This is a genomic window from Cryobacterium sp. TMT1-3 (assembly GCF_004402315.1).
GTDB lineage: Bacteria > Actinomycetota > Actinomycetes > Actinomycetales > Microbacteriaceae > Cryobacterium > Cryobacterium luteum.
Window position 1 is genome coordinate 120,043 of sequence record NZ_SOFW01000023.1, and the last position, 25,833, is coordinate 145,875.

Here is a 25,833-nt window from a genome sequence, read left to right on the forward strand (position 1 = left end):
CACCCACATTTTTCGTCCCTGAGGCAAGGAGGCCCCATGAGTGAAGCAGTGAAAGACGCCCCACCGAAGTCCACGATCGACTACGAGGCGTATGAGAAGACGCCGCAGTTTTTGCACATGAAGAAGACCCGCAACCGTTTCGTGGTGCCGCTGTCGATCTTCTTCCTGGTCTGGTACATCGCCTACGTGCTCGCGGCAGCCTACGCGCGTGATTTCATGGCAACGCCGGTGTTCGGCAGCATCAACATCGGTCTGCTCCTCGGCCTCGCGCAGTTCGTCACGACCTTCGCCATCACGATGAGCTACGTGACCTTCGCCAACCGCAAGATCGATCCCCTGACCGCAGAACTTCGCGGCGAACTTGAAGGGCTGGAACAGCGATGAACGCTTTGCAGATTCTGGCCTCGACGGTCAAACCGGTTGAGAACAACCCCGTTCTGAACATCTCGATCTTTCTCGCCTTCGTGGCGGTGACGCTGATCATCGTCATTCGCTCGGGCCGCAACAACAAGACTGCGGCGGATTATTACGCCGGTGGCCGCTCCTTCACCGGGCCGCAGAACGGGTTCGCCATCGCGGGCGACTATCTTTCGGCAGCGTCGTTCCTTGGCATTGTCGGCGCGATCGCCGTCACCGGCTATGACGGCTTCATGTATTCCATCGGCTTCCTCGTGGCCTGGCTCGTCGCCCTGCTGCTGGTTGCCGAGCTCATGCGCAACACGGCCAAGTTCACCATGGCCGATGTGCTCTCCTTCCGGCTGAAACAGGGCCCGGTGCGCATGGCAGCAGCCACGACCACACTGGCCGTCTGCTTCTTCTACCTGCTCGCCCAGATGGCCGGCGCCGGCGGACTCGTCTCGCTGCTCCTCGGCATCAACGACAAGCTCGGCCAGTCCATCGTGGTCACCGTCGTCGGCGGCCTGATGATCGTCTATGTACTCGTCGGCGGGATGAAGGGCACCACCTGGGTGCAGATCGTCAAGGCCTTCCTGCTGATCATCGGCGCGTTCGCGATGACCATCTGGGTCCTCGCGATCAACGGCTTCAGCTTGTCGAACCTGCTCGACAGCGCCGTCGCGATCTCCGCCTCCGGCGCCGACATCCTCGCTCCGGGACTGAAGTACGGCGCCAACCCGCTCGACTTCATCTCGCTCGCCCTGGCTCTGGTGCTCGGCACCGCCGGGCTGCCGCACGTGCTCATGCGTTTCTACACGGTTCCCACCGCCAAGGAAGCTCGTCGCTCGGTGGTCTGGGCTATCTGGCTGATCGGCGCGTTCTACATCTTCACCCTCGTGCTCGGCTTCGGTGCTGCCTCGCTCGTCGGTGCGGACACCATTGAGGCCGCTCCCGGCGGCGTGAACTCGGCGGCTCCGCTGCTCGCGCTCGCCCTCGGTGGTCCACTGCTGCTCGGCTTCATCTCCGCCATCGCCTTCGCGACGATCCTGGCAGTGGTAGCCGGAATCACCATCACGGCGGCCACGAGCTTCGCGCATGACATCTATGGCTCCGTAATCAAAAAGGGCAAGGGAAATCCGGACGACGAGGTCAAGGTTGCACGTCGCACCGTCGTCGTCATCGGAATCCTGGCCATCGCCGGTGGTATCGGTGTACAGGGTCAGAACATCGCCTTCCTGGTAGCACTGGCGTTCGCCGTCGCGGCGAGCGCCAACCTGCCGACCATTCTCTATTCCCTGTTCTGGCGTCGGTTCACGACCCGCGGCGCGGTCTGGAGCATGTACGGCGGCCTGTCCTCGGCTGTTCTCCTGATCATCTTCTCGCCGGTGTTCTCGGGCACCGACACGTCGATGTTCGGTGCCGGTGTCGACTTCGCGTTCTTCCCGCTGAGCAACCCCGGTATCGTCTCCATCCCGCTCGGCTTCTTCCTGGGCTGGCTCGGATCGGTCACCAGCACCGTGAAGGAGAGCCCGAAGCTCGCCGCCGAAATGGCCGTGCGCTCGCTCACCGGCCACGGCGCCGAAAAGGCCGTCGAGCACTAACCCTCGCAGTCCCACGAACGGGCCGGCCAGGAATTACATCCTGTCCGGCCCGTTCTGTATGCCAACACGAGGAGCGACGGGGGCGGGTTGTTCGCGGGGTTGCGAGTTTTGAGGTGTTTCAGGGGTCTTGCGCACGCTTTTCGCGCAAGGCCGCTGGAACGCCTCAATGTTTGAGCGAGGAGCGGATGACCCGTCCCAGACGCGGGCCGCGATTAGGGCTCGCGCACCGTCAGCTCGCCGCGGGCGATGCGGGTCGGCGCGGCCTGGGCGACCGGCTTGATCACGATCAGGTCGAGGTTCACGTGCGCCGGGCGCTCAACGCTCGACACGATCGTCTCGGCCACGTCCTCCGCCGACAGCGGATCTGGCACGTTGTCGTAGGCCGCGAATGCCTTGTCGGCGTCACCGTTGAAGCGAACCAGGCCGAACTCATCCGTTTTGACCATGCCCGGCGCGATCTCGATCACCCGGATCGGCTCCCCTGAAAGCTCGAGGCGCAGCACCTCGGTCATCGCGTGCGCGGCGAACTTGGCCGCGTTGTACCCGCCGCCGCCGAGGTAAGCGACGTGCCCGGCGATCGACGTGACGGTGACGATATCGGCCGACCCTGCCCCCGAGCGGATGCCGGCGCGCAGCAGCGGCAGCAGGGCCGTGGTGACCCGTTTGACGGCGAGCACGTTGATCTCGAACATCCAGGCCCAGTCTTCGATGCTGCCGGCCTCGACCGAATCGAGTCCCTTGGCGCCGCCGGCGTTGTTGACGAGGGCGTGCACCGGGCCGGTCTCGGCCAAATAGTCGCGCAGCGCGTCCACATCCGCTTGCACGGTGAGGTCGGCGGTGAAGACATCCGCTCCCGTTTCCGCCCGCAGTGCGGCCAGGCGATCGGCACGCCGGGCGACTCCCACCACATCCCAGCCTCGAAGCCGGAACAGACGAACGGTCGCCGCTCCAATTCCTGAACTTGCTCCGGTTACAACGACTCGTCGAGTACTCATTTCTCCATTGTGGCGGGAGAATGGATTGAATGAGCACCGCACCGACGAACTCAGTGGGAAACACCACCAGCCAACCAGTCAAGCGCCGCGTACCCCTCTGGGACAACGCACGCTGGATCGCGATCACCCTCATGGTGGTCGGCCACGCGATTCTCAAACTCATCGGCGAAGCGGATGTCGCGTACACGCTGTACCTGTTCATCTACGCGTTTCACGTACCGGTTTTCGTGGCGGTGAGCGGCTATTTTGCCAAGAGCGGGCCGCCCGACGCGCGGCAGATGCACCGGCTGCTCAGCGACATCATCATTCCGTACGTCATCTTCGAGACGATCTGGACCGGCCTGCGCTGGATTCTCGGCGGCAAGCTCCTGCTTGACTACTCCACCGCGAGCTGGACCCTGTGGTTTCTGCTCGCCCTGCTCGTTTGGCGCATCGCGCTGCCCTATCTCGTTCTGCTGCGCTACCCCCTGCTGATCAGCATCGTGATCTCCATCGGCGCCGGGTACCTGCCCAACATCGACGGAACCTTCACCCTTTCTCGTACCCTCGGCCTGCTGCCGTTCTTCGTGTTCGGCTGGAAACTGCGCCAGTGGCTGCTGACCGACACCTGGCTGGAACTGCGCGCCGGCCTCATCTGGCGCTGGCGGACCGGAGCGCTCGGGCTGTTCGCCGCGCTCTACCTGATCATCGCGCTGAACATCCAGACGCTGCGCGACCTGCAGGTGCGCCGGTTCCTGCTCTACGACGAGGCCTACGGGGTCTTCGACTATTCAGAGTTCTGGGCCGGCGGCATCCGTTTGGCGGTGATGCTGCTCGCTTTCACGCTGATCGTGGCCTTTTTGATGCTGATTCCCCGGCGTTCGACCTGGTTCACCCACCTGGGAGCGGCGACGATGTACATCTACCTGCTGCATACCTTCGTGCTGTACCCGCTGCGGGAGTCGGGAGTACTCGACGGGCCGCAGCCGGCATGGGTGCTGCCCGGCATGATCGTGCTGAGCGTGGCCATCTCGATCGTGCTGTCGATGCCCGTCGTTCGACGGGTGTTCCGGCCGCTCGTCGAGCCGCGGGCCCGGTGGCTGTTCCGGCCCGATGCTGCCACACCGACGGGAACGATCGTGCTGCCGCACGAGAATCGCACATTGCCGCCAGCGAGAAAATGACGCTGTGTTTCGCCCGTTGTTGCACGGCCATTCGGGCCTCTTTATGATCGGGGCCAGAGCGTTGGAGAGTCCGCGCTGTATGAGCCGGAGGCTATCGTGACCGACAATTCTTCATCGTGGAAGTTTGAAACCAAGCAGGTTCACTCCGGCGCTCGTCCCGACCCGGTCACCAACGCCCGGGCCACCCCGATCTACCAGACCACGTCGTACGTGTTCAACAGCGCCGAACACGCCCAGAACCTGTTCGCGCTGGCCGAATTCGGCAACATCTACACCCGCATCCAGAATCCCACCCAGGCGGTCGTCGAGGAGCGGGTCGCAGCGCTCGAGGGCGGCACGGCGGCGCTGCTGCTGTCCAGCGGCCAGTCGGCATCCACTTTTGCGGTGTTGAACATCGCCCAGGCCGGCGACCACATCGTGTCGTCGAGCTCGATCTACGGCGGCACCTACAACCTGTTCAAGTACACCCTGGCCAAGCTCGGCATCGAGGTCACCTTTGTGGAAGACCAGGATGACGTCGCCGAGTGGGAGCGCGCGGTGCGCCCCAACACCAAACTGTTCTTCGCCGAGACCATCGGCAACCCGCGCATCAACGTGCTCGATATCAGCCTGGTAGCGGATGTCGCCCACGCGAACGGTATTCCGTTGATCGTAGACAACACGATTGCGACGCCGTACCTCATTCGCCCGTTCGAGCACGGCGCCGATATCATCGTGCACTCGGCCACCAAATTTCTCGGCGGCCACGGCACCATCATCGGCGGCGTTCTCGTGGACGGCGGCAAATTCGAGTGGTCCAAGAACGTCGAGAAGTTTCCCGGTCTGACCGAACCCGACCCGTCGTACCATGGCGCGAGCTACACCACCGCGGTCGGCGACGGCATCGCCTACGTCATCAAAGCGCGCGTGCAGCTGCTGCGCGACCTCGGCAGTGCCATCGCCCCGGCGAGCGCCTGGCAGCTCATCCAGGGCATCGAAACGCTCAGCCTGCGCATCGAACGGCATGTGCAGAACGCCCAGGACATCGCAGAGTGGCTCGACAACCACGACGACATTGCCTCGGTGAACTACGCCGGCCTCCCGTCGAGCCCCTGGTACGCCACCGCCAACAAGTACGCCCCGCTCGGCGTCGGCGCGGTGCTCTCGTTCGAGCTCAAGGGCGGCGTCGCGGCCGGCCGCGCCCTCGTCGACAACCTGAGCCTGTTCAGCCACCTCGCCAACATCGGCGACGTGCGCTCCCTGGTGATTCACCCGGCCTCGACCACACACGCCCAGCTCACCCCCGAGCAGCAGCTGACCGCCGGCGTGACGCCCGGCCTGGTACGCCTCTCGGTGGGCATCGAGAACGTCACCGACCTGAAAGCCGACCTCGAGGCCGGCCTGGCCGCCGCCCGCGCCATCGTCAAGCGCGACCGCGCCGACGCCTGAGGTCGGTCATCGCCCGGGCGCACAACGTAACATGCGCCCGGGCCGGTCATTCCACCGACAGAATGGACGGGTATGGAATGGCAATCATCAGCGGACACGGTCCCGTCGAGCTTCATCACCGAAGCCCAGGCGCGCTCGGTCCTCGGCAAACCCCCGGCGACCGGCGCCTGGCGCGACGGCGACCCGGTCGGCCACCGACAGTTCCTGAATCTAGGCCCGCTCACCTTCGAGGCCGGCGGTCGCCTGCCGGCAGCCCGCCTCGCCTATGAGACCTGGGGAACCCTGAGCCCGGCCGGCGACAACGCCGTGCTCGTGCTGCACGCCCTCACCGGTGACAGTCACGTGGTCGGCGCGCCCGGCCCCGGGCACGAGACGGGCGGCTGGTGGGACGGCATCGTCGGTCCCGGCCTCGCCATCGACACCGATCGCTGGTTCGTCGTTGCACCGAACATGCTCGGCGGCTGTCAGGGCAGCACCGGGCCGGCCTCGCTCGCGCCCGATGCGCTGGAGTGGGGCATCCGCTTTCCCTATCTGACCATTCGAGACCAGGTCACCGCGCAGCGCGTGCTCAGCGACCGGCTCGGTATCGACCGCTGGGCGGCAGTCATCGGCGGGTCCATGGGCGGCATGCACGCCCTCGAATGGGCCATCGAGACCCCCGACCGGGTTGACCGCCTCATCATCCTGGCTGCGCCGCCCGTCACCACCGCTGACCAGATCGGCCTGAACTCGGTGCAGATCGAGGCCATCCGTACCGACCCGGCGTTTCGCGCCGGTGACTACTACGACGAAGCGGATGGCGACGGCCCGACCCGCGGTCTGGCCCTGGCCCGCCGCATGGCCCTGTTGAACTACCGCAGCCCGGCCGAACTGAACGCCCGCTTCGACCGGGGCTGGCAGAGCGGCATCAGTCCGCTCGGCGCCAACGGCCGCTTCGCCGTGGAATCCTACCTCGACTTTCACGGTAATAAATTCACCAGACGGTTCGACGCCAACAGCTACATCGTGCTCGTCGAAGCCATGAACTCCCACGACGTCGGTCGCGATCGCGGCGGCGTCGCGGCCGCTCTCGGGCGGGTCACCGCCCGCTCGGTCGTGGTCGGAATCGACAGCGACCGACTGTTTCCGGCCGACGGCCAGCGCACCATCGCCGCCCATCTGCCGAACAATATTGACGGCCCCACCGCGGTGGTGCTCGAATCCGGGTATGGTCACGATGGCTTCCTGATCGAGAACGAAGCGATCGGCGCCCAGATTCGGCGGGTATTGCACTAGGGGGGACCCGTGTCGGTGGCGCCCGGTATGGTGCTGTTAGACACGTTCATCTCCAATCGGACAGGCACCCATGCAACGCATTTTCAAGGAGCGCGACCGCCTCCTGCGAAGAGCGGTGCAGGCGGCCGGGCTCACCGGTTCGGCCACGACCTTCGCGTGCCTGCTGGTTCCGGGCGGTCTGGAGGCCGACGCACGTCTGTGGGCCGTCGTGCTCGTGCTGGTCATGGTGGCCGGCCAGTACCTGCTCGGCAGCACGGGGGCCCTGCGCTGGGCCGTCCTGATAGTGCTCTGCGGCCTGGCCATCATTCTGGTCGTCGGCTTCACCAGCCATCCCGGCGTGCCCCCGAACCTGATCGAGGAAAGTGTCATCGGCATGGTCTCGACCGCACCGATGTGCGCCGTCGCGGCCGTGCTGCTGACCAGCCCGCGCCGGCTGCTGCTGCTCGTGTTGTTCTTCGTGCTCACCGTCACGAGCGTGGCCGTCGTGACGGTCGATGCGCCCGACCGCACCGTGCTGCTGGCCCTGACCGTGAGCATGTGGCTGGCCTTCACTCTGGCCTCCTGGTGGATCGCGCAAAGCGTGCCCCGCGTCATGCACCGCATCGCCGCGATCGGCCGCGCCCACCGGGCCGAACGACACGCGAGCGAGCTCGAAGCCCAGCGCCGCCAGGACGCCCGCCTGCTGCACGACACCGTGCTGGCCACCCTCACCCTGCTCGCACACTCCGGTGTCGGGGTCAGCCCGACCGCCCTGCAGAAACAGGCCGGCGACGACGCCCGGCTGCTGCGCCAGCTGCGCCTCGGCGGCCTGCCGACCCCGCGCCGGTCCGGGGCGTACAGCCTCGAGCCGGCCACGGTACTCACCCTCGGCGACACCCTCGACGCGGTGCGCCAACGATTCGAACGCATGGGCCTCACCGTCAACTGGCACGGCTGCGGCCAGGTGCAGCTGCACAGCAACGTGCTCGACTCTTTCTTGCTGGCGCTCTCCGAATGCCTCGAGAACGTGCGCCGCCACTCCGGCGTCGACCACGCCGACGTGACCATAACGGATGACGCCACCACCGTTCGCGCGATGGTCACCGACACCGGGGTCGGCTTCGATCTCGGCCAGGTCGGCTCCGAGCGGCTCGGCGTCGCCGAATCGGTCATCGCCCGGCTGCGCGACGTGGGCGGCAACGCCCGCCTGTTCTCCTCACCGGGCGCCGGGACGACGGTCGTCCTGGAGGTTCCCAAGTGAGCCAGTTCAGCGATACAGCGCCAATCGCCACCCACCCGCGGGGTGTCGGTTCGCGTCTGCTCGGCGGCCCCGTTGAACGCAGCTGGCCGCCGGCATCCGCTGATCGACGCAGCCGCGCCGACCTCCTACCGCTGCGGTTTCCGCGCACAATTCTGCGTGGTGACGGCCGCATCACCGTGTTCCGGTCGGACCAGAACGGTTTGGGCGCCCGTCATCTGGGCATCGGCATGAGCGTCAGCGGTGCCTGCATCGTGCTGTTCCTCATGGTGCGACTGATCATCCAGGCGCAGCCGGGCCACCTTCCGGTGCTCAGCATTCTGGCCTGGGTGATTCTGCTGGCCACCGCCGTGACCGTGCACCTCGCCGTGCACAAGCTGGCCTCCCGCCTGCCGCTCTGGCTGTTTCTGGCGGCCCTGGGCGCCTGCTCGGTCGTGCTGGCCCTGGATCTGGCCGGGTCGTGGGGGCTGGCCGGGGCCGGCGACTTTCCCACCGCGGCCCCCGCCGTCGGCGCCTTTCTGCTCTCGATCGTGACACTGCGGGAGACCGGGGACATCACCATGGCCACCGTCGTCCTCGGCGTGGTTATGAGCGTGGTGACCCTGTTCGAAAAGCGCACTGACCTGCTCACCCTCGGCCCTGACATTCTGTCCATTGCCCTCGCGGTGGCGCCGCCGCTGGTCGGGGCGAGCATCGTGCAGGCGTTTCGGCGCATGGTGCAGCGCGAACTCGACCTGGTGCTGGTGCAAAGCACGGTCTCCCAGCCCCGGTTCGCGGTGGGCATGCTCGCTTCCGAGCAGCTGGCCCGGCTCGACCTCGACGCTGAGACTCTGCTCGACGATGTGGCCCAGGGCCGCACCGCCCTGCCGCTGGCACCGTCGACGGCGACAACGGCAGCGTCACTGGCCACCCAGTTGCGGTTGCACCTGATCGAGGGCCGCACCGAAACCTGGCTGCACCATGCCATCACCGAGAGCGAATTCCTCGGCCCGGTCGTCGCGCTGAGCGACCCGGCCGGCCTCGCCGGCCTACTGTCACCGCCGCAACGCGACGGGCTGCTGCTCACGATTTGGCTACTGATCGGGGATACGGCGCGGTCGGGGGCATCCGTTTCGCTGAGACTTGGACCGATTGCCCCCACACATGGGGCAGGTCCGCACCACAAGGTACGTTTTCCGATCGAACTGACCACAACGGGGGTCGCCCGGCGGCGTGTCGATCCGGAAACCTGGCAGGCGATTCGTGCCGTCGGCCCGCATGTGGACTCAAATCGGTCCGGAAGTCTGCGGGTAGACATCGAGTGCAGTGTGGACAATCCCGCGGATGCCTAATATTGGGGATTTTGACGATAAGGTGCAGGCAGTAGGAGGCAGAAAATGACGACAACAGACCGTCCCATTCGTTTGGCCCTGGTTGATGACCACAGAATGCTTCTGGGGGCACTCACCGAGTGGATCCGGAGCGCCGCTGATGACATCGAGATGGTAGCGGCGGTGACCACCTGGCCCGAGCTGCTCACGCATCCCGAGTTTCCGGTGGATGTCGTGCTGCTCGACCTCGATCTCAAAGACAACATCCCGGTGTCCCTGAAGATTTCCACGCTCAAGACGACCGGCGTCAAGACGGTGCTCATGAGCACCTATTCCGAGCCGGCCCTCGTGCGCGAGGCCCTCGCGGCCGGAGCGCTCGGCTACCTCGTGAAGAGCGAGGAGGCGAGCATGATCGTCGACGCCATTCGCGCCGCGTACAACGGCAAGTCGTATATCTCGGCTGAGCTCGACTACGCGCTCAACTCCACCGAGAACGTCGAAGGTCCCCGCCTCAGCGCGCAGGAACGCCGGGTCATGGCGCTCTACGGTGCCGGCGAGCCGGTCAAGGCCGTCGCCTACCAGCTTGGCATCTCCGAGGAGACCGCCAAGAGCTACCTCAAGCGCATTCGCGAGAAGTACCGCCTCGCCGGGTACGACGTGGGAACCAAGGTCGCGCTGCGTAAGCGCGCCATCCACGACGGCATCCTGCTGCAGACGGACTGACGCCCCCTCTGAAACCTGACCGGCCCACCCGGCGACAGGCGGGCCGGTCAGTGTGCGTTAACGTGAGCGTTCGACCGGGATGAGCGGGTCTCAATTGGTCAGGCCGAAACGGCACGCCCCGGGCTAACGGGAGCGTACGACGGGGATCAGCTGCGTGCCGTACGGAACGTGGTGGCCGGCGTGGCGGCGTCGCCGGTCGATGCTGAAGGTGAGCAGGGTCAGCAGCACGCCGATGACGCTGAGCCCCACACCGATCCAGACCGGCGCGAGATAGCCGAGCCCGGCAGCGATTGCGACGCCGCCGAGGGCTGCACCGAGCGCATTCCCGACGTTGAGCGAGGAATGATTGAGCGCCGCGGCGAGCGACTGGCTCTCGTGGGCGACGTCCATCAGGCGCGCCTGAATGGTCGGTGAGAGAGCGGATGCCGCCGCACCGACCAGGAACACGCCCACCAGCAGCCCGGCCAGGAACTGCGCCGACAGGCCGAGGGTGACGAGCGCGAGAATGAGCACGCCGAAGGCGATGTACATGGTGCGGCGCACGCTCCAGTCGGCCAGCGCTCCCCCGGCGAAGTTGCCCGCCGTCATGCCGAGGCCGATGACCACGAGGATGAGCGGTACCGCGGCCGCGGCCAGCCCGGTGATTTCGATCACGAGCGGCGCGACATAGGTGTAGACGGCGAACAGCCCGCCGAAGCCGATCGCGCCGATCGACAGGGTGATCCACACCTGCAGTGTGCGGAAGGCCCGCAGCTCGGCCCGCATGGTGGCCTTCGGGTTGCCGGCCTGGAACGGCACGAACACGGCGACCGCCACAAAGGTGAGCGCGAAAATGGCGGCGACGACGAGGTAGGCGACGCGCCATCCGCTCATCTGGCCGATCCAGGTGATCGTCGGCACCCCGATCACGTTGGAAATGGTCAGGCCGGAGAGCACGATGGCGATGCCGCGGGCTCGCTTGCCCGGTCCCATCAGGTGGGCGGCGACGAGCGAAGCGATGCCGAAGTAGGCGCCGTGCGGCAGCCCGGCCACGAAGCGGGCGGCGAGCACGGTCTCGAAGGTGGGTAGCGCGGCCGAGGCGATCGTGCCGAGGGTGAACGCGGTCAGCAGGCCGAGCAGCAACTGTTTGCGCGGCCAGCGGGCGGCGGCCGCTGCGACGGTCGGCGCGCCCACGACGACGCCGAGGGCGTAGGCGGAGATGAGCCAGCCGGCCTGCGCGTTGGCGGCATCCGGTGCGCTCGCGTACAAGCCGGGCAGCAGGTCGGCGGCGAGGTTCGGCAGCAGACCCATAGCGACGAATTCGGTCGCGCCGATGCCGAAGCCGCCCAGGGCGAGGGCGAGCAGGGCAAGACGAATACGGGTCGACGGCAGCGGCGTCGACCCGTCAGGTGTGAGGGGCATGCAATCAGCCTAATCGCCAGCCTGCTCGCGCGGGAGGTCTAACCGTCGAGTGCGGTCTCCAGGCGTTCGAGCTTGCCGGTGAGCTCGCCGGTGTGGCCGGGGCGGATATCCGCCTTCAACACCAGGGACACGCGCGGCCCGAACGCGCCCACCGCCTCGGTCGCCGCCTTGATGACGGCGAAGACTTCGTCCCAGTCGCCCTCGATGGTGGTGAACATGGAATCGGTGTGGTTGGGCAGGCCGGAGGCCCGAACGACACGCACGGCAGCGGCGACCGCGTCGTGCACGGATCCCTGCGAGTCGGCGGCGACGGACGGTGCGACAGAGAATGCTACGAGCATGGGTGACTCCTTCGGTGGGATGATCGGAAAGGTGACGATTATTTCTCGGCCGAGCCGAGCCGGCGGCGCACGGACGCCCGCACGACGGCCTTACCGGTTTCCTCGACCCAGAGGGCGGACGACCCCACCAGCACCGCCACACCCCACTGGGGCGCGGTGAGCGCTGTGGTGTCGAAGAGCCCCTGAAGCACCTCGAGCTGAACCACAGCGACCTGCAGCACGATGACCGCGACCAGGGCAACCCAGATGCTCCGGTTGGTCAGGGTCTGGGCGGAGAAGACGGAATGGGTGTCCGAGCGCACGTTGAGCAGGTTGAACACCTGATAGAAAACGAACGTCGTGAAGGCCAGGGTACTGGCGAAGGCGGCGTCATCGGCGCTGTCCGGGAACACCACCGGGGCCAGGGTCAGTACGGCCAGGGTTCCGGCGGCCATGACGAGACCCAGTCCGAGGATTCGGACGAGCCGGGCCCGGGTCAGCAGCCGTTCATTCGCCGGGCGAGGCTGTTGCTGCATCGTGCCCGGTTCGGCCGGATCCACGCCGAGGGCGAGGGCGGGCGGGCCGTCCATGATGATGTTGACCCAGAGGATCTGCAGGGCGGTGAACGGCGCCCCGCCGGCCAGCCCGGTCACGCCGGCGACCAGGAAAATCAGTACGAACCCCCAGGCCGTGGTGAGCTGGAACCTGACGAATTTCAGGATGTTGGCGTAGATGCCGCGGCCTTCCCTGACCGCGGCCACGATGGTGGCGAAGTTGTCGTCGGTGAGGATCATGTTCGCGGCGCCCTTGGCCACATCTGTGCCGGTGATACCCATGGCGATCCCGATGTCCGCCTGCTTCAGCGCCGGCGCATCGTTGACACCGTCCCCGGTCATCGCCACGACATTGCCCTCCCTTTGCAGAGCCTTCACCATGCGAATCTTGTGTGCGGGAGTGACCCGGGCGAGCACACCGAACCCGGCAGCACGTCGGCCGAGCTCGCCGTCGTCCAGCTCGTCGAGGTCAAGACCGGATGCGGCGGCGCCGGGAATGCCCAGGTCCTTGGCGATGGCCGATGCGGTGACCAGATGGTCGCCCGTGATCATGTGCACCTGGATTCCCGCTCCGCGCGCCTCCGCGATGGCCTGAGCCGCCTCGGTTCGGGCCGGATCGACGATTCCTACGATGGCGTAGATCGTCAAACCGGTGACCAGCGCCTGCAGCGATTTCTCGTCGTCGGGGAGAGCCGTGTGCAAACGCCGCCCGGCCAGCATGAGGGTGCGCAGGCCCTCGCCGGCCAATCCCTGGATGGCCTCATGAATATTGCGGCGATGCAGGTCATCGATCGGCCGGATGCCGTCCGCGGTGAGCACCGAGTCGGTCACCTGCATCAAGGCCACCGGGGCCCCCTTGGCCAGGCATCGGTAGCCGATGACCGGCGCGGACTGGCTCGCATCCGCCGTGGAATCTGTCAGCCGGTGGAAGGTGGCCATGTACTTGTAGTCCGCGTCGAACGGGACCTCCGCCAGGCGCGGGTGATCCCGCCGCGCTGCGGCAACATCCAGACCGCCCTTTTCGGCCAGTACGACCAGTGCGCCCTCCGTCGGATCGCCGACCAGCTTGCCGTCACCGATGACGGCATCGTTACACAGCGCCATCGTCAGCAGCGCCTCGGTCAGGTCGGGCAGCCCGCCCTCGCTCAAAATTTCCCCGTCGGTTGAGTACCCGGTGCCGGTGATCTGAAAGTCGTGTCCGTGGATGTTCAGGCGGTGGGCCGTCATCTCGTTCATCGTCAACGTGCCGGTCTTGTCCGTGGCGATGTGCGTGACGCTGCCGAGGGTCTCCACCGCCGAGAGCTGCTTGAGAATGGCCCCCCGGCCGGCCAACCGCGCGGCCCCCATCGCCAGCGTGAAGGCGACGACCGCCGTGAGCCCCTCGGGAATGGTCGCGACGGCCAGCGACACCGAGATGATCAGCAGATCGGACCACGACTGCCCGCGCAGCAGACCCAGTGCGAACACCACCGCGACCACGATCAGGGCAACCAGGGTCAGCGTCCGGGCCAGCTGGTCGATCCGTCGCTGCAGCGGGGTGCGTTCGCGTTTCACCTCACCGATCAACGCCGCAATGGCACCGACCTCCGTGCCCAGGCCGATCGCGGTGACGACCATGGTCGCCCGGCCACGGGTGACTTCGGTGTTCATGAAGAGCATATTGTCGCGGTCGCCGAGTGGCAGGTTCTCCGCGGCGAGCGGATGCGTCGACTTGCCGACGGGTTCGGATTCGCCGGTCAGCGTGGCCTCGGCCACCTGCAACCGCGATTCCTCCAGGACGCGACCGTCGGCCGGAATGGAATCTCCGGCATCGAGCAGAACGATGTCGCCGGGAACCAGGGCGCTCCGGGCCACCTCCTGCTCGCTGCCGTCACGGCGGACCACCGCCATGCCCGCCGACATGATCCGCAGCGCCTGGAGGCTGTTTTCGGCGCGGCGTTCCTGCAGATAGTTCAGGGCCGTGTTGAGCATGATCACCGCCAGGATGACAACCGGTGTCTCCCATTCCCGGGACACGACGGCACTGACCACCGCGGCGATCACCAGCACGAGCGTCATTTTCTCGGCCAGCAGGCCGATAATTTTACGCCAGGCTGCAACTTTCGCGGGCTCGGGGAGCAGATTGGGGCCATATTCCCCCTGCCGGGCCAAGGCCGTCCCGGCCGTCAGACCGATGGTCGGATCAACCTGCAGCCGGCTCGCGACGACCGTGGCGGCGAGGGTATGCCACGCCACGAGCGGGGCAGCGGGCTCAGCACCGACACCGGCGGCTGACGACGCGCGGGATCTGGCACTCACAAGGACACTCCGGGAGCTCGCCGGTACAGTGCCCAAAGCGCCCAGCCGAGCAGCACGAATTCGAGCAGATTGCGCAGGCTCAGCACGAGCACCATGAGGGGGTGTGCCTCGATCACCCAGTCATACAGGGACGGGTAGATCACCTGCGTGAGCGCGGCGAGCGCAAGGCCGAGCAGCGCGGGGGTGCGCCAGGCACGACCGTTCAGAACGAGTCCGAAAATGATCGGTGCGGCCAGCCAGCTGATGAACTGCGGCGAACCCACCTTGTTGAACGCGATCAGGGTCAGAGTCAGCGCGAGGGCCAGGGGCGGCAGTACTGCCAGCACGTCGGTTCCCCGGCGCCCTGCCCGCAGACCGAGCAGCAGCACCACGCCGGCGGCGAGCGCCAGCAGCGGGGTCATCGCGGCGCTCACGGCGGTGACGCCCGCGCCGGCCACCTGAAACGTGAGAATCTGCTGGTCGTAGTAGATGGCGCTGCCCGGCACGCCGAGGGCCGCCTGCCACAGCCACGGCACGGCCACGGGTGACTCGATCTGAATTCCCCGCCCCGTCTGCTCGGCGACGAAACTCAGCACGTGGATTCCGCTGCCCCGGCTCAGGCTGAGCAGCGCGGCCATCCCGATCACCGTCACGGTGACCGCGGCGGCGACTGCGAGCATCCGCCAGCGTAGTTTCGACGCCACGAACAGGGCGGCGAGCGCGGCGACCGGCCAGATCTTGATCCAGGCGATGATCGTGAGCAGCATGGTGCCCCAGAGCGGGCGGCGGCGCAGCCAGAGCAGGGCGACGATGACGAGCGGCACCGTGACCGCGTCGATGCGCAACACCGCGATCGGGCCGAGCAGCGTCAGAAAGGCCAGCCACCACCAGGCCGCCGCCCGGTGCGAGCACGCGAGCACCCGGAAGGCCGCGGCGTTCAGCCCGGTCACCAGCAGAAACCAGGTGGCGAGGTAGGCCGGGCCGCCCAGGGTGAAGGCCGCCAGGATCGGTACGAGGGCGAGCACCGGGTAGACGAAATTCTCGGTGATTCCCACGATGTTGCCGGTGGCCGCGCTCTCGGCCCAGCCGCGGTAGACGACCTCCACGTCGCCGAGCGGATACCCCGGCCCGAACAGGGCCAACAGAATCAGCAGCAGGTGCACGATCGCAAAAGCCGACCACAGCCCGGCGAGCGGATGCCGCAGTGCCGGCCGCGCAGGCCCGGTCACGGCCCTGCTCTCCTCATGAATGTGCACGCTTTACCTTTGCACGCTTTTACCTTGGCACAACCGGCCGGTTCTCGTACCGGTCAGCGGGTTGGGCGTGGCCCCGGATCGACCCCGTGGTCGAGCAGAGCGGCGACGGCCCGCGGCACGGCGTCGGCAATGTCGAGGGCCGCGATCGGGCCGCCGGCGGAGGCCAGATTCGCGGCCGCAGCGTGCAGGAGCGCGGCGGTGGCGGCGAGCGGGGCGAGGGAGGCCGCATCCGTTTCGAGCTGATCGCAATGGGTGGCCAGGAGTGCGCCCAGGATGCCGCCGAGCACGTCGCCCGAGCCGGCCGTGGCCAACCAGGCCGGCCCGGTGGAGACGGTCAGGCGGGCGCCAGCCGGCGAGGCCACGTGGGTGACGGCGCCCTTGAGCAGCACCGTCACGTCGAACAAGCGGGCGGCGCGAATGGCCCACTCCCCCGGGTTGGCGGCGATCTGCGAGGCGGAGCCCGGCTTGGCCTCGCCCTCGAGCATCGCCGCGAGCTCACCGGCGTGCGGGGTGATCACGGTGGGCCCGATCGCGCGCGACACGAGGTCAAGGGCGCCGGCGTCGATGACGGTGGGCAGGCCCTCGGCGAGTGCGTGCTGGAGGGCGGTGGTGACGGCATCCGTTCTCGTGGTGGTAGAGATGCCGGAGCCGAGCAGCCAGGCCTGCACCCGGCCGGGCCCAATCACGATCTCGGGGCGGCGCTGCAGCACGAGGGTGGCGGCGCGGCGCGGGCCGAGATAGCGCACCATGCCGAGGCCGGTGCGCACGGCCGCGTCGACGCCGAGCACCGCGGCGCCCGGGTAGTCCTTGGAACCGGTACGCACACCGAGCACGCCGCGCGAGTACTTGTCGTCGCCGGCCTGGGGCCGGGAGATCCAGTCGCGGGCCTGTTCGGCCTCCCATTCGAGCCAGCCGCGCGGTTTCACCATGTCTCCACGATAGGACGTTTCCGAACGGCGCGCGCCTGCGACGTGTACGCCTGGTCGCGCCCCCCGGTCGCGACCGCGTCCGGTACCGGCGCGCGCTACGGTAACGGTCGTAGCGGCCACCCGTCTCGGGCGCGGTCATCCGTTCGGACGTGTCGCGGCGGGTCAGTCACTGACCGTTGAGTTGGCGGTGCCCTCACGCTCGCGCGCTTCGCCGCGGCCGAAGGCGACGGTCTGCGACACGCAGATGATGTTGCCCTCGGTGTCCGTGAACCAGGCCGCACGATCCTCGTTGGTCGTCGCGATGCCGTTCTCGGTCTTCAACCCCGGAAAATCGTATTCCTCAAACGTGACGCCGCGCCCACGCAGCACCGCAACCTCGGCATCGATGTCGTCGGTGTCGAAGCCGATCGCAGTGTTCGTCGCGTTTCCGGCATTCTCGGTCTCGTAGACCATGATGGCGGCGCCCTTCGGGGTGCGGTAGAGCAGCCCCTCCACGCGTTCCTCCACCGGTTCCATACCGAGCACGTCCTTGTAGAAGCGCCGGGCGCGCGCGAGATCACGCGCGGGAAGCACGGAGTAGGTTTCCAATTGACTTAACATGAGCGTTCCCTTTCTGCACCGAATGTGCATTTTTCAGGAAGCATTTTACGCCCGTGTCGCCGCCTTGGCGAGGCGTGCAGCCGGGCGGGGCCCGGGCCCCGTCCAGAAACGTGAGGGGCTACTCGCGGCGGGTGGCGTCCTGCACTTCGCCGACGAGTTCCTCGATGATGTCCTCGAGAAAGAGCACCCCGGTGGTCTCGCCCTCCGCGGTGAACGACCGCGCCAGGTGCGCGCCGGAGCGGCGCATGGTGGCGAGGGCATCCTCGAGGTCGGTGTCTTCGAAGATTGAGATCAAGGCACGGATGCGCTTGGCCGGGATCTGCCCCGCGTAACTGTCCGGCGCGGCCAGCGTTGCTTCCCCGGCCGGAGCGACTTCGAGGTCGAGCACATCCTTCAAGTGCACATACCCGGTGAGGAAGCCCTCGGCGTCGGCGAGCACGTACCGCGAGAACCCGTGACGCGTGACGGCTTTCTCCACATCGGCCGGTGTGGCCGACTCCGGCAGGCTGACCAGCTTGCCGAGGCTGACGGCCACGTCGCGCACCTTGAGATTGGTGAACTCGAACGCCGCGCTGAGCGCGCCGGTTCCATCGCTCAGCACACCCTCCCGGGTGGACTGGGTGACGATCGTGGCGACCTCGTCGAGCGTGTACGCGCTCGTCGCCTCGTTCTTCGGCTGCACGCCGAACAGGCGCAGCACGCCGTTGGCGCAGGCGTTGAGGGTGACGATCAAGGGTTTGAAGACGCGGGCGACGAAGACGAGCGGCGGCGCGAGCAGCAGCACAGCGCGGTCCGGCACCGAGAACGACAGGTTCTTCGGCACCATCTCACCGAACACGACGTGCAGGTAGGAGACCAACAGCAGCGCGACGATGAACGCGATGGTGCCGATGTACCCGTCGGGCAGTCCGGTCAGGCCGAGCGGCACCTCGAGCAGATGATGGATCGCCGGCTCTGACACGTTGAGAATGAGCAGCGAGCACACCGTGATGCCCAGCTGGGAAGTCGCGAGCATGAGGGTCGCGTGTTCCATCGCCCACAGCGCGGTTTTTGCGCTGCGTTTTCCGGCTTCGGCGAGCGGTTCGATCTGCGAGCGGCGGGCCGAGATGACGGCGAATTCCGCTCCGACGAAGAAGGCGTTGGCGGCGAGGAGCACAACCAGCCAGGCAAGTCCGGCCCAGTCGCTCATTTGTCGCTCACCTTCTTTCGATCAGTCTTGGTGTCGGCCATCAGCGCGGGCTCCACAACGGCTTCGGGGGTGAAACGCAGCCGGTCGATGCGGCGTCCCTCAAGCCGCTCGACGGTGAGGAATCCGCCGCCCACCGGCACCCGGTCACCGATCACCGGCAGTCGACCCAGCTCGCTCATGACGAAACCGGCCACGGTCTCGTACGGGCCCTGCTCCGGCACGGTGACGCTCGTACGTTCGAGTAGTTCGTCGGGGCGCAGCATGCCGGGAAAGGTCAGCGAATCGGGGGAACGCACCACACCGGCGCGGGCCCGGTCATGCTCGTCGGCGACCTCGCCGACGAGCTCTTCGACCAGGTCTTCGAGGGTGACGACACCCGCCGTTCCGCCGTATTCGTCCACGACGATCGCCATCTGGTAGCCGCGGCCGCGCAGTTCGCCGAGCAGGTCGTCGAGCTTCATCGTCTCGGGGACGCGCACCGGGTCGGTCTGCAGGGCCGATACCGGCACATCCGCTCGTCGCCCGCGGGGCACGGCCACGGCCTGCTTGACGTGCACGACACCCACTACGTCGTCGGCGCTCTCGTCGACGACCGGAAACCGCGAGTAGCCGGTGGCGCGCGTGAGGTCGATGACGTCCTGCGCCGAGTCGGTGCGATGAATGCTCGCCACGCGCGGCCGGGGCGTCATCACGTCGGAGGCGTCGTGGCCGGAGAACAGCAGCGTGCGGTGCAGCAGGGTGGCAGTGTCCTTTTCGAGCAGCCCGGCGCTGGCCGATCGACGCACGAGGGAGGAGAGTTCTTCGGCGGTGCGGGCGCCGGACAGCTCCTCTTTCGGTTCAATGCCAATGGCGCGCAGCAGCCCGTTGGCGCTGTTGTTGAGTACCAGCACGGCCGGTTTGAACACGGTCGTGAACACGGTCTGGAACGGGATCACCAGGCGCGCGGTCTGAATCGGCAGGGCGAGGGCGAAGTTCTTCGGAACCAGTTCACCGATCACCATCGACACCAGGGTCGCCGTCACGATGGCGATGGTGGTGCCGAACGCCGGAATCAGGTCGACGGGCAGTCCGATCGAGGTGAGCGGGCCGCGCAGCAGCGACGACAGGGCCGGTTCGATCGTGTACCCGGTGAGCAGCGTCGTGAGGGTGATGCCCAGCTGCGCGCTCGACAGGTGCGTCGACGTGATCTTCAGCGCGGAGATGGTGAGGTGGAGGCGGGTTTCCCCACGATCGCGCCTGGCTTCGAGGTCGGCGCGATCGAGATTCACCAGGGCGAATTCACTGGCGACGAAGAGGCCCGTTCCGACGGTCAGGAGAAGTCCGAACCCGAGCATGATCAGCTCAGACAAGGAGGTCACCGCCAGCGGCTACGGGCGAAGGTTTGTGAGAAGCGGGTTCAGCGGTGGGAGGGTCGTCCATTATTCCTCCGAGTATACCGGGCGCACCTGGCCGCGCACCCGGCAGCAGCGCTACCAGGAAACCGGCAGCGCCTTGCCCTCTTCATAGCCGGCGGCCGACTGGATGCCCACGAGCGCCTTCTCGTGAAAATCGGCGACAGAGGTGGCCCCGGCGTAGGTGAACGAGGAACGTACCCCGGAGGTGATCATGTCGAGCAGGTCCTCGATCGACGGCCGCAGCGGGTCGAGGTAGATCTTCGAGCTTGAAATCCCCTCCGCAAACAGGGTTTTGCGGGCGAGGTCGTAGGCGTCGAGGCGCTCGAACCGTGCCTGAACGGCCTTGGTCGAGGCCATTCCCCAGCTTTCCTTGTACAGCGCGCCGCGGGCATCCGTATTGAGGGTGCCCGGAGCTTCGGCCGTTCCGGCGAACCAGGAACCGATCATGACGGATGCCGCGCCCGCAGCCAGCGCCAGCGCCACGTCCCGCGGGTAGCGCACCCCGCCGTCAGCCCAGACGTGTGCCCCCAGTTCGCGGGCGGCGGTGGCCGTTTCGAGCACCGCGGAGAACTGCGGCCGGCCGACGGCGGTCATCATGCGGGTGGTGCACATGGCGCCGGGGCCGACTCCGACCTTGACGATCGTGGCGCCGGCGCCGACCAGGTCGCGCACGGCGTCCTTCGTCACGACGTTGCCGGCCACGATCGGAAGCCCGAGGTTCAGGTCGGCGACGATGCCGAGCGCACGCAACATGCCGTCCTGGTGGCCGTGCGCGGTGTCGATCACGAGGATGTCCACGCCGGCGGCGGCGAGCGCCCTGGCTTTCGCGGCGACGTCGCCGTTGATGCCGATCGCCGCGGCGACCTTGAGCCGGCCGTGCGTGTCGAGGGTCGGCTGGTAGAGGGTGGAGCGCAGGGCGCTCTTGCGGCTGAGCGTTCCGACGACGACGCCGTGGTGCAGCACCGGGGCGAAGTCGATATCGGCCTCGGTCATCAGGTCGAAGGCGCGGCGCGGTCCGTCGACGTCATCGGCGTCGAGCGCGGTCAGTTCACCGTGCAGCAGGTCGCCCAGGCGAGCATCGGGCAGAGCGGTCGCCAGACGACTCGCGACGATGCAGCCGAGGTAGTCACCGCTGTCGGAATGAATTACGATGCCCTGCCCGGCCACGGCCGGAACCTGACGTAGTGCGCGTTCCACGGTGTCGTCCGGGGCGAACACGAACGGCGTGTCGAAACGAACCGACTGGTCTTTTACCCAGTGGATGGCCGCGTCCAGGTCTTGCAGGTGCATGTCCTGCGGCAGCACCCCGAGCCCGCCACGCCGGGCGAGCGAGGCCGCCAGTCGCGGACCGGTGACCGAGTTCATGTTCGCCGACACGATCGGGATCGTGGCTCCGGTGCCGTCATTCGGGGCCAGTGAGACGTCCAAACGGCTGGTGACGGCCGATTGACCTGGCACCAGAAACACGTCGGAATAGGTCAAATCGTGGCTGGGCGTCGTTCCATAGAACTGCATACCAAGAACGCTAGCCGTTCAGGGGGGTGTTCATGGTCGCGCGGGATGGGATTAGGCTAGATGGGCAGACTGACCTGACGGTCGATATCGTCAGCGACAGCCGCACTGAAAACGCAGATTGCCCGGCGAATGACCGCGCCGAGGGCATCCAAATTCAAAGCAGAGAGTGGGCGATCCCACGGTGTCAAGCCAGGTAACCGGTGGAGCTTCTGACGAGACAACGTCAGGCGAATTCGGAGCAAACGAGTGGCTCGTTGACGAATTGTATGAACGATTTCTCATCGACAAGCAGTCGGTGGATGAATCGTGGTGGCCCGTGCTCGAGAGCTACCACCAGACCGCCAACACCCCGGCGGCTGCCGTGACGGTTCCGCAGGCGGCCCCGCCGGCAGCATCCGCTCCCCCGGCAGCAGCGCCCGTCGCTGCAGCGCCGGCAGCAGCGCCGGCCACCGTCACCGAGACCCAGAAGACGGCCCGCACCACGTCCAGTGCGCCCAAGCCGGCCCCGGTTCCCGCCGACGCTCCCGTCACCAGCCCGCAGGCCGTCGTCACCGATGAGTCCGAACCGGTCAAGAACGACAAAGTCTCACCGCTGCGCGGTATGGCGAAGTCCCTCGCGACCAACATGGTCACGAGCCTGACCGTACCGACCGCCACGAGCGTGCGCACCATTCCGGCCAAACTGCTCATCGACAACCGCATCGTCATGAACAACCACATGAAGCGGGCTCGCGGCGGCAAGGTGTCGTTCACCCACCTCATCGGGTGGGCGCTGATTCGCGCGCTCAAGATGTTCCCCAGCCAGAACGTGTACTACGACGAGGTCGATGGCAAGCCCTCCGTCGTCGCCCCCGCGCATGTCGGCATGGGCCTGGCCATCGACATGCCCAAGCCCGACGGCACCCGCGCCCTGCTCGTTCCGGCGATCAAGCGCGCCGACACGATGACCTTCGGCGAATACCTCGCCGCCTACGAAGACCTCGTCACCCGCGCACGCAAAAACAAGCTCACCGCCGACGACTTCGCCGGCGCGACCCTGTCGCTGACCAACCCGGGCGGCATCGGCACCGTGCACTCGGTGCCCCGTCTAATGAAGGGTCAGGGCTGCATCATCGGCGCCGGCGCCCTCGACTACCCGGCCGAATTCCAGGGGTCGAGCGTCAAGACGCTCACCGGCCTGGCCATCTCCAAGACCATCACCCTCACGAGCACCTATGACCACCGCGTCATTCAGGGCGCCGGTTCGGGCGAGTTCCTCAAGATTGTGCACGAGCTGCTGATCGGCCAGCACAACTTCTACGAAGAGATCTTCTCGGCGTTGCGCATTCCCTACGACCCGATTCACTGGGCACCGGACATCAGCGTCGACCTCACGAGCGCCGTCGACAAGACCGCTCGTGTGCAGGAACTGATCAACTCGTTCCGCGTGCGCGGCCACCTGATGGCCGACATCGACCCGCTGGAGTACTCGCAGCGCAGTCACCCCGACCTCGACATCGCCACCCACGGACTCACCTTCTGGGACCTCGACCGCTCCTTCGTGACTGGCGGATTCGGTTCGCAGCGCCAGATGCTGCTGCGCGACATCCTCGGTGTGCTGCGCGACTCGTACTGCCGCACCACCGGCATCGAGTACATGCACATCCAGGACCCGGCCCAGCGCAAGTGGGTGCAGGAGAAGATGGAAAAGTCCTACGTCAAGCCCACGCACCACGAGCAGATGCGCATTCTCGCCAAGCTCAACGAGGCCGAAGCCTTCGAGACGTTCCTGCAGACCAAGTACGTCGGGCAGAAGCGTTTCAGCCTCGAGGGCGGCGAGTGCACCATTCCGCTGCTCGACACCATTCTGCAGGGCGCTGCCGAGCAGGGCCTCGACGAGGTCGCGATCGGCATGGCCCACCGCGGTCGTCTGAACGTGCTCACCAACATTGCCGGCAAGACCTACGGCGAAATCTTCCGCGAGTTCGAGGGAACGCAGGACCCGCGCACCGTGCACGGTTCCGGCGACGTGAAGTACCACCTCGGCACCACGGGCATGTTCCGCGGTGAGGACGGCGCGGAGATCCCGGTGTCGCTGGCCGCCAACCCGTCCCACCTCGAGGCCGGAGACGGCGTGCTCGAGGGCATCGTGCGGGCCAAGCAGGACCGCAAGCCGATCGGCACCTTCTCCACCCTGCCCATCCTCATCCACGGCGACGCCGCGATGGCCGGCCAGGGCGTCGTGCTCGAAACCCTGCAGATGTCCCAGCTGCGCGGTTACCGCACCGGCGGAACCGTGCACATCGTCGTCAACAACCAGCTCGGTTTCACGACCCTGCCGCAGGATGCCCGCACCAGCGTCTACGCGACCGACGTCGCCAAGACCATCCAGGCACCCATCTTCCACGTCAACGGGGATGACCCCGAAGCCGTCGTGCGTGCCGGCGAACTCGCGTTCGCCTACCGCCAGGAATTCAAGAAGGATGTCGTCCTCGACCTCATCTGCTACCGCCGTCGTGGTCACAACGAGGGCGACGACCCCTCGATGACGCAGCCGCTGATGTACAACCTGGTCGAGGCCAAGCGCAGCGTGCGGAAGCTCTACACCGAGGCGCTTGTCGGCCGTGGTGACATTACAGAGGAAGAATACGAAGCCGCTCACCGCGACTTCCAGGACCGCCTCGAGCGCGCCTTCATGGAGACGCACGCCGCGCAGACCGCGTCGATTCCGATCATCACTCCGGAGATGGCCGCTGCGGCCAAGGCCGAGTCTGAAGCGCAGGCCAGAGAAGACGCCGCCGGCGAGCCGGAGACGACCGGTGTTCCCGAGAGCGTCATCCAGCTCATCGGTGACGCGTTCAACAACAAGCCGGCCGGGTTCACCGTGCACAACAAGCTGCAGCAGCTGTTGCAGAAGCGTCTCGACATGAGCCGCAACGGCAACATCGACTGGAGCTTCGGCGAACTGCTCGCACTCGGTTCGCTGCTGGTGGAGGGCACCCCCGTGCGTTTCGCCGGCCAGGATGCCCGCCGCGGCACGTTCGTGCAGCGTCACGCGGTGCTGCACGACCGGGTGAACGGCCAGGAATGGCTGCCGCTGGCCAACTTGAAAGACAACCAGGCCAGGTTCTGGATCTACGACTCGCTGCTGAGCGAATACGCCGCCATGGGCTTCGAGTACGGGTATTCGGTGGAACGCGCCGACGCCCTCGTGCTCTGGGAAGCTCAGTTCGGTGACTTCGCCAACGGCGCGCAGACCATCATCGACCAGTTCGTCTCGTCTGCCGAGCAAAAGTGGGGGCAGCGGTCATCCGTCGTGCTGCTGCTGCCCCACGGGTATGAGGGCCAGGGGCCCGACCACTCGTCGGCTCGCATCGAACGGTTCCTGCAGCTGTGTGCCGAGGAAAACATGACCGTAGCGCGCCCGTCGACGCCTGCGTCGTACTTCCACCTGCTGCGCCGCCAGGCATACACGCGCCCGCGCCGTCCGCTGATCGTGTTCACGCCCAAATCGATGCTGCGTCTGCGCGGCGCGACGAGCGCCGTGGCCGAACTCACCAGTGGCAAGTTCGAGACGGTCATCGACGATGCCCGCATCAGCGACAAGAACGCCGTCAAGCGCGTTCTGTTCATGGCCGGAAAGATCTACTACGACCTGCTGAACGAACTCGACAAGAACCCGAACCCCGAGATCGCCCTCGTGCGTGTCGAGCAGTATTATCCGCTTCCCGCCGTGGAGTTGAAGAACGTGGCCGCCCAGTATCCGAACGCCGAACTGGCCTGGGTGCAGGACGAGCCGGAAAACCAGGGAGCCTGGCCGTTCTTCTACCTGGAAACCAGCAAGCTCGGCCCGCGCGCCATGCGGTTGTTCTCGCGTCCCGCGTCGGCCTCTCCGGCCGCCGGTTCGGCCAAGCGCCACGCGATCGAGCAGGCCAAGCTGCAGCGCGAGGCGTTGACGCTGTAACAGCGACACCGATGCGGCAATGGAGGGTGACTGCGGTCACCCTCCATTGCTGTATCCGTTGCTCAATGACACGGCCGATTTTCGGTACAGCACCTTCGACCACGTCGAGTCGATGACGGGCGGAGTGTACGACGCCGACGCCATACTGCCGGAGGGCGTGCCGTCACGCTGGCAGGTCTATCTGGGCGTTGCCGACATTCGGGCGGCCGCAGCGCGGATGCCCGAACCGGGCGGCACGGTGCTGCGGGAGCCCTGGGATTTCCGATTTCCGAACCGTCGCCCAGCTAACCGATGCGACCGGCGCCGCTTTCCTTCTCGGCCAGGTCG

General features: G+C 66.8%; 19 protein-coding genes. 9 read left to right on the plus strand and 10 right to left on the minus strand.

The window, feature by feature from the left end; translation table 11 throughout:
• The first annotated feature begins 36 nt into the window (after positions 1 to 36).
• Together E3O25_RS08680 and E3O25_RS08685 are read left to right on the plus strand one after the other, a co-directional pair.
• On the plus strand, positions 37 to 384 hold the full coding sequence (locus tag E3O25_RS08680; RefSeq protein ID WP_092111575.1) for a DUF485 domain-containing protein: 348 nt from the start codon (positions 37 to 39) through the stop codon (positions 382 to 384).
• Positions 381 to 1,997: a cation acetate symporter gene (locus E3O25_RS08685; protein WP_134360946.1), complete on the plus strand. Its 1,617-nt coding sequence runs from the start codon at positions 381 to 383 to the stop codon at positions 1,995 to 1,997. The genes E3O25_RS08680 and E3O25_RS08685 overlap by 4 nt, the downstream gene beginning before the upstream one ends.
• Before the next feature lie 212 nt (positions 1,998 to 2,209).
• Here E3O25_RS08685 and E3O25_RS08690 read toward each other — a convergent pair whose 3' ends face one another.
• Entirely contained in the window at positions 2,210 to 2,992 is a 783-nt protein-coding gene (locus E3O25_RS08690; protein ID WP_092111579.1) for an SDR family NAD(P)-dependent oxidoreductase, read from the minus strand.
• A gap of 29 nt (positions 2,993 to 3,021) precedes the next feature.
• Here E3O25_RS08690 and E3O25_RS08695 point away from each other — a divergent pair, with 29 nt between their 5' ends.
• From E3O25_RS08695 to E3O25_RS08720, 6 genes are all read left to right on the plus strand, one after another.
• The gene (locus E3O25_RS08695) at positions 3,022 to 4,155 is read left to right on the plus strand and encodes an acyltransferase family protein (protein ID WP_092111581.1); all 1,134 of its coding nucleotides are present in this window, start codon (positions 3,022 to 3,024) and stop codon (positions 4,153 to 4,155) included.
• Between the two features lie 96 nt (positions 4,156 to 4,251).
• Positions 4,252 to 5,583 carry a bifunctional o-acetylhomoserine/o-acetylserine sulfhydrylase gene (locus E3O25_RS08700; protein ID WP_092111583.1) on the plus strand — a complete coding sequence of 444 codons (1,332 nt, stop codon included), beginning with the start codon at positions 4,252 to 4,254 and terminating at the stop codon, positions 5,581 to 5,583.
• A 72-nt stretch (positions 5,584 to 5,655) separates the two neighbouring features.
• Positions 5,656 to 6,858, plus strand: a complete 1,203-nt coding sequence (locus tag E3O25_RS08705) for a homoserine O-acetyltransferase (RefSeq protein WP_092111584.1) — start codon at positions 5,656 to 5,658, stop codon at positions 6,856 to 6,858.
• Between the two features lie 70 nt (positions 6,859 to 6,928).
• Positions 6,929 to 8,098: a sensor histidine kinase gene (locus E3O25_RS08710; protein WP_092111586.1), complete on the plus strand. Its 1,170-nt coding sequence runs from the start codon at positions 6,929 to 6,931 to the stop codon at positions 8,096 to 8,098.
• Entirely contained in the window at positions 8,095 to 9,426 is a 1,332-nt protein-coding gene (locus tag E3O25_RS08715) for a hypothetical protein (protein ID WP_092111588.1), read from the plus strand. The genes E3O25_RS08710 and E3O25_RS08715 overlap by 4 nt, the downstream gene beginning before the upstream one ends.
• A 45-nt stretch (positions 9,427 to 9,471) precedes the next feature.
• Positions 9,472 to 10,128, plus strand: coding sequence for a response regulator transcription factor (locus E3O25_RS08720; protein WP_092111590.1), 657 nt, complete (start codon positions 9,472 to 9,474; stop codon positions 10,126 to 10,128).
• A 123-nt stretch (positions 10,129 to 10,251) separates the two neighbouring features.
• Here E3O25_RS08720 and E3O25_RS08725 read toward each other — a convergent pair whose 3' ends face one another.
• The 9 genes from E3O25_RS08725 to E3O25_RS08765 all read right to left on the minus strand — a co-directional run bounded on the left by E3O25_RS08725 (position 10,252) and on the right by E3O25_RS08765 (position 21,563).
• On the minus strand, positions 10,252 to 11,529 hold the full coding sequence (locus E3O25_RS08725; protein ID WP_134360947.1) for an MFS transporter: 1,278 nt from the start codon (positions 11,527 to 11,529) through the stop codon (positions 10,252 to 10,254).
• 38 nt (positions 11,530 to 11,567) lie between these two features.
• Positions 11,568 to 11,870 (minus strand): thiamine-binding protein, encoded by a 303-nt coding sequence (locus tag E3O25_RS08730; RefSeq protein ID WP_092111594.1) that lies wholly within the window; start codon positions 11,868 to 11,870, stop codon positions 11,568 to 11,570.
• 38 nt (positions 11,871 to 11,908) lie between these two features.
• Positions 11,909 to 14,701 carry a cation-transporting P-type ATPase gene (locus E3O25_RS08735; RefSeq protein WP_241988546.1) on the minus strand — a complete coding sequence of 931 codons (2,793 nt, stop codon included), beginning with the start codon at positions 14,699 to 14,701 and terminating at the stop codon, positions 11,909 to 11,911.
• On the minus strand, positions 14,698 to 15,909 hold the full coding sequence (locus E3O25_RS08740) for a glycosyltransferase 87 family protein (protein ID WP_166806004.1): 1,212 nt from the start codon (positions 15,907 to 15,909) through the stop codon (positions 14,698 to 14,700). Before E3O25_RS08740 ends, E3O25_RS08735 begins: the two co-directional genes overlap by 4 nt.
• Before the next feature lie 80 nt (positions 15,910 to 15,989).
• Complete coding sequence (locus tag E3O25_RS08745; protein ID WP_134360949.1) at positions 15,990 to 16,865, minus strand: ADP/ATP-dependent (S)-NAD(P)H-hydrate dehydratase; 876 nt, start codon at positions 16,863 to 16,865, stop codon at positions 15,990 to 15,992.
• Between the two features lie 162 nt (positions 16,866 to 17,027).
• Positions 17,028 to 17,465 (minus strand): VOC family protein, encoded by a 438-nt coding sequence (locus E3O25_RS08750; RefSeq protein ID WP_134360950.1) that lies wholly within the window; start codon positions 17,463 to 17,465, stop codon positions 17,028 to 17,030.
• A gap of 118 nt (positions 17,466 to 17,583) precedes the next feature.
• The gene (locus E3O25_RS08755) at positions 17,584 to 18,654 is read right to left on the minus strand and encodes a hemolysin family protein (RefSeq protein WP_092111602.1); all 1,071 of its coding nucleotides are present in this window, start codon (positions 18,652 to 18,654) and stop codon (positions 17,584 to 17,586) included.
• Complete coding sequence (locus E3O25_RS08760) at positions 18,651 to 19,988, minus strand: hemolysin family protein (RefSeq protein WP_134360966.1); 1,338 nt, start codon at positions 19,986 to 19,988, stop codon at positions 18,651 to 18,653. The genes E3O25_RS08755 and E3O25_RS08760 overlap by 4 nt, the downstream gene beginning before the upstream one ends.
• A gap of 135 nt (positions 19,989 to 20,123) precedes the next feature.
• Positions 20,124 to 21,563 (minus strand): GuaB1 family IMP dehydrogenase-related protein, encoded by a 1,440-nt coding sequence (locus E3O25_RS08765; RefSeq protein WP_134360951.1) that lies wholly within the window; start codon positions 21,561 to 21,563, stop codon positions 20,124 to 20,126.
• A 181-nt stretch (positions 21,564 to 21,744) separates the two neighbouring features.
• Between E3O25_RS08765 and E3O25_RS08770 the strand changes: the two genes are divergently transcribed.
• Positions 21,745 to 25,506: a multifunctional oxoglutarate decarboxylase/oxoglutarate dehydrogenase thiamine pyrophosphate-binding subunit/dihydrolipoyllysine-residue succinyltransferase subunit gene (locus E3O25_RS08770; protein WP_134360952.1), complete on the plus strand. Its 3,762-nt coding sequence runs from the start codon at positions 21,745 to 21,747 to the stop codon at positions 25,504 to 25,506.
• Positions 25,507 to 25,833: the final 327 nt, after the last annotated feature.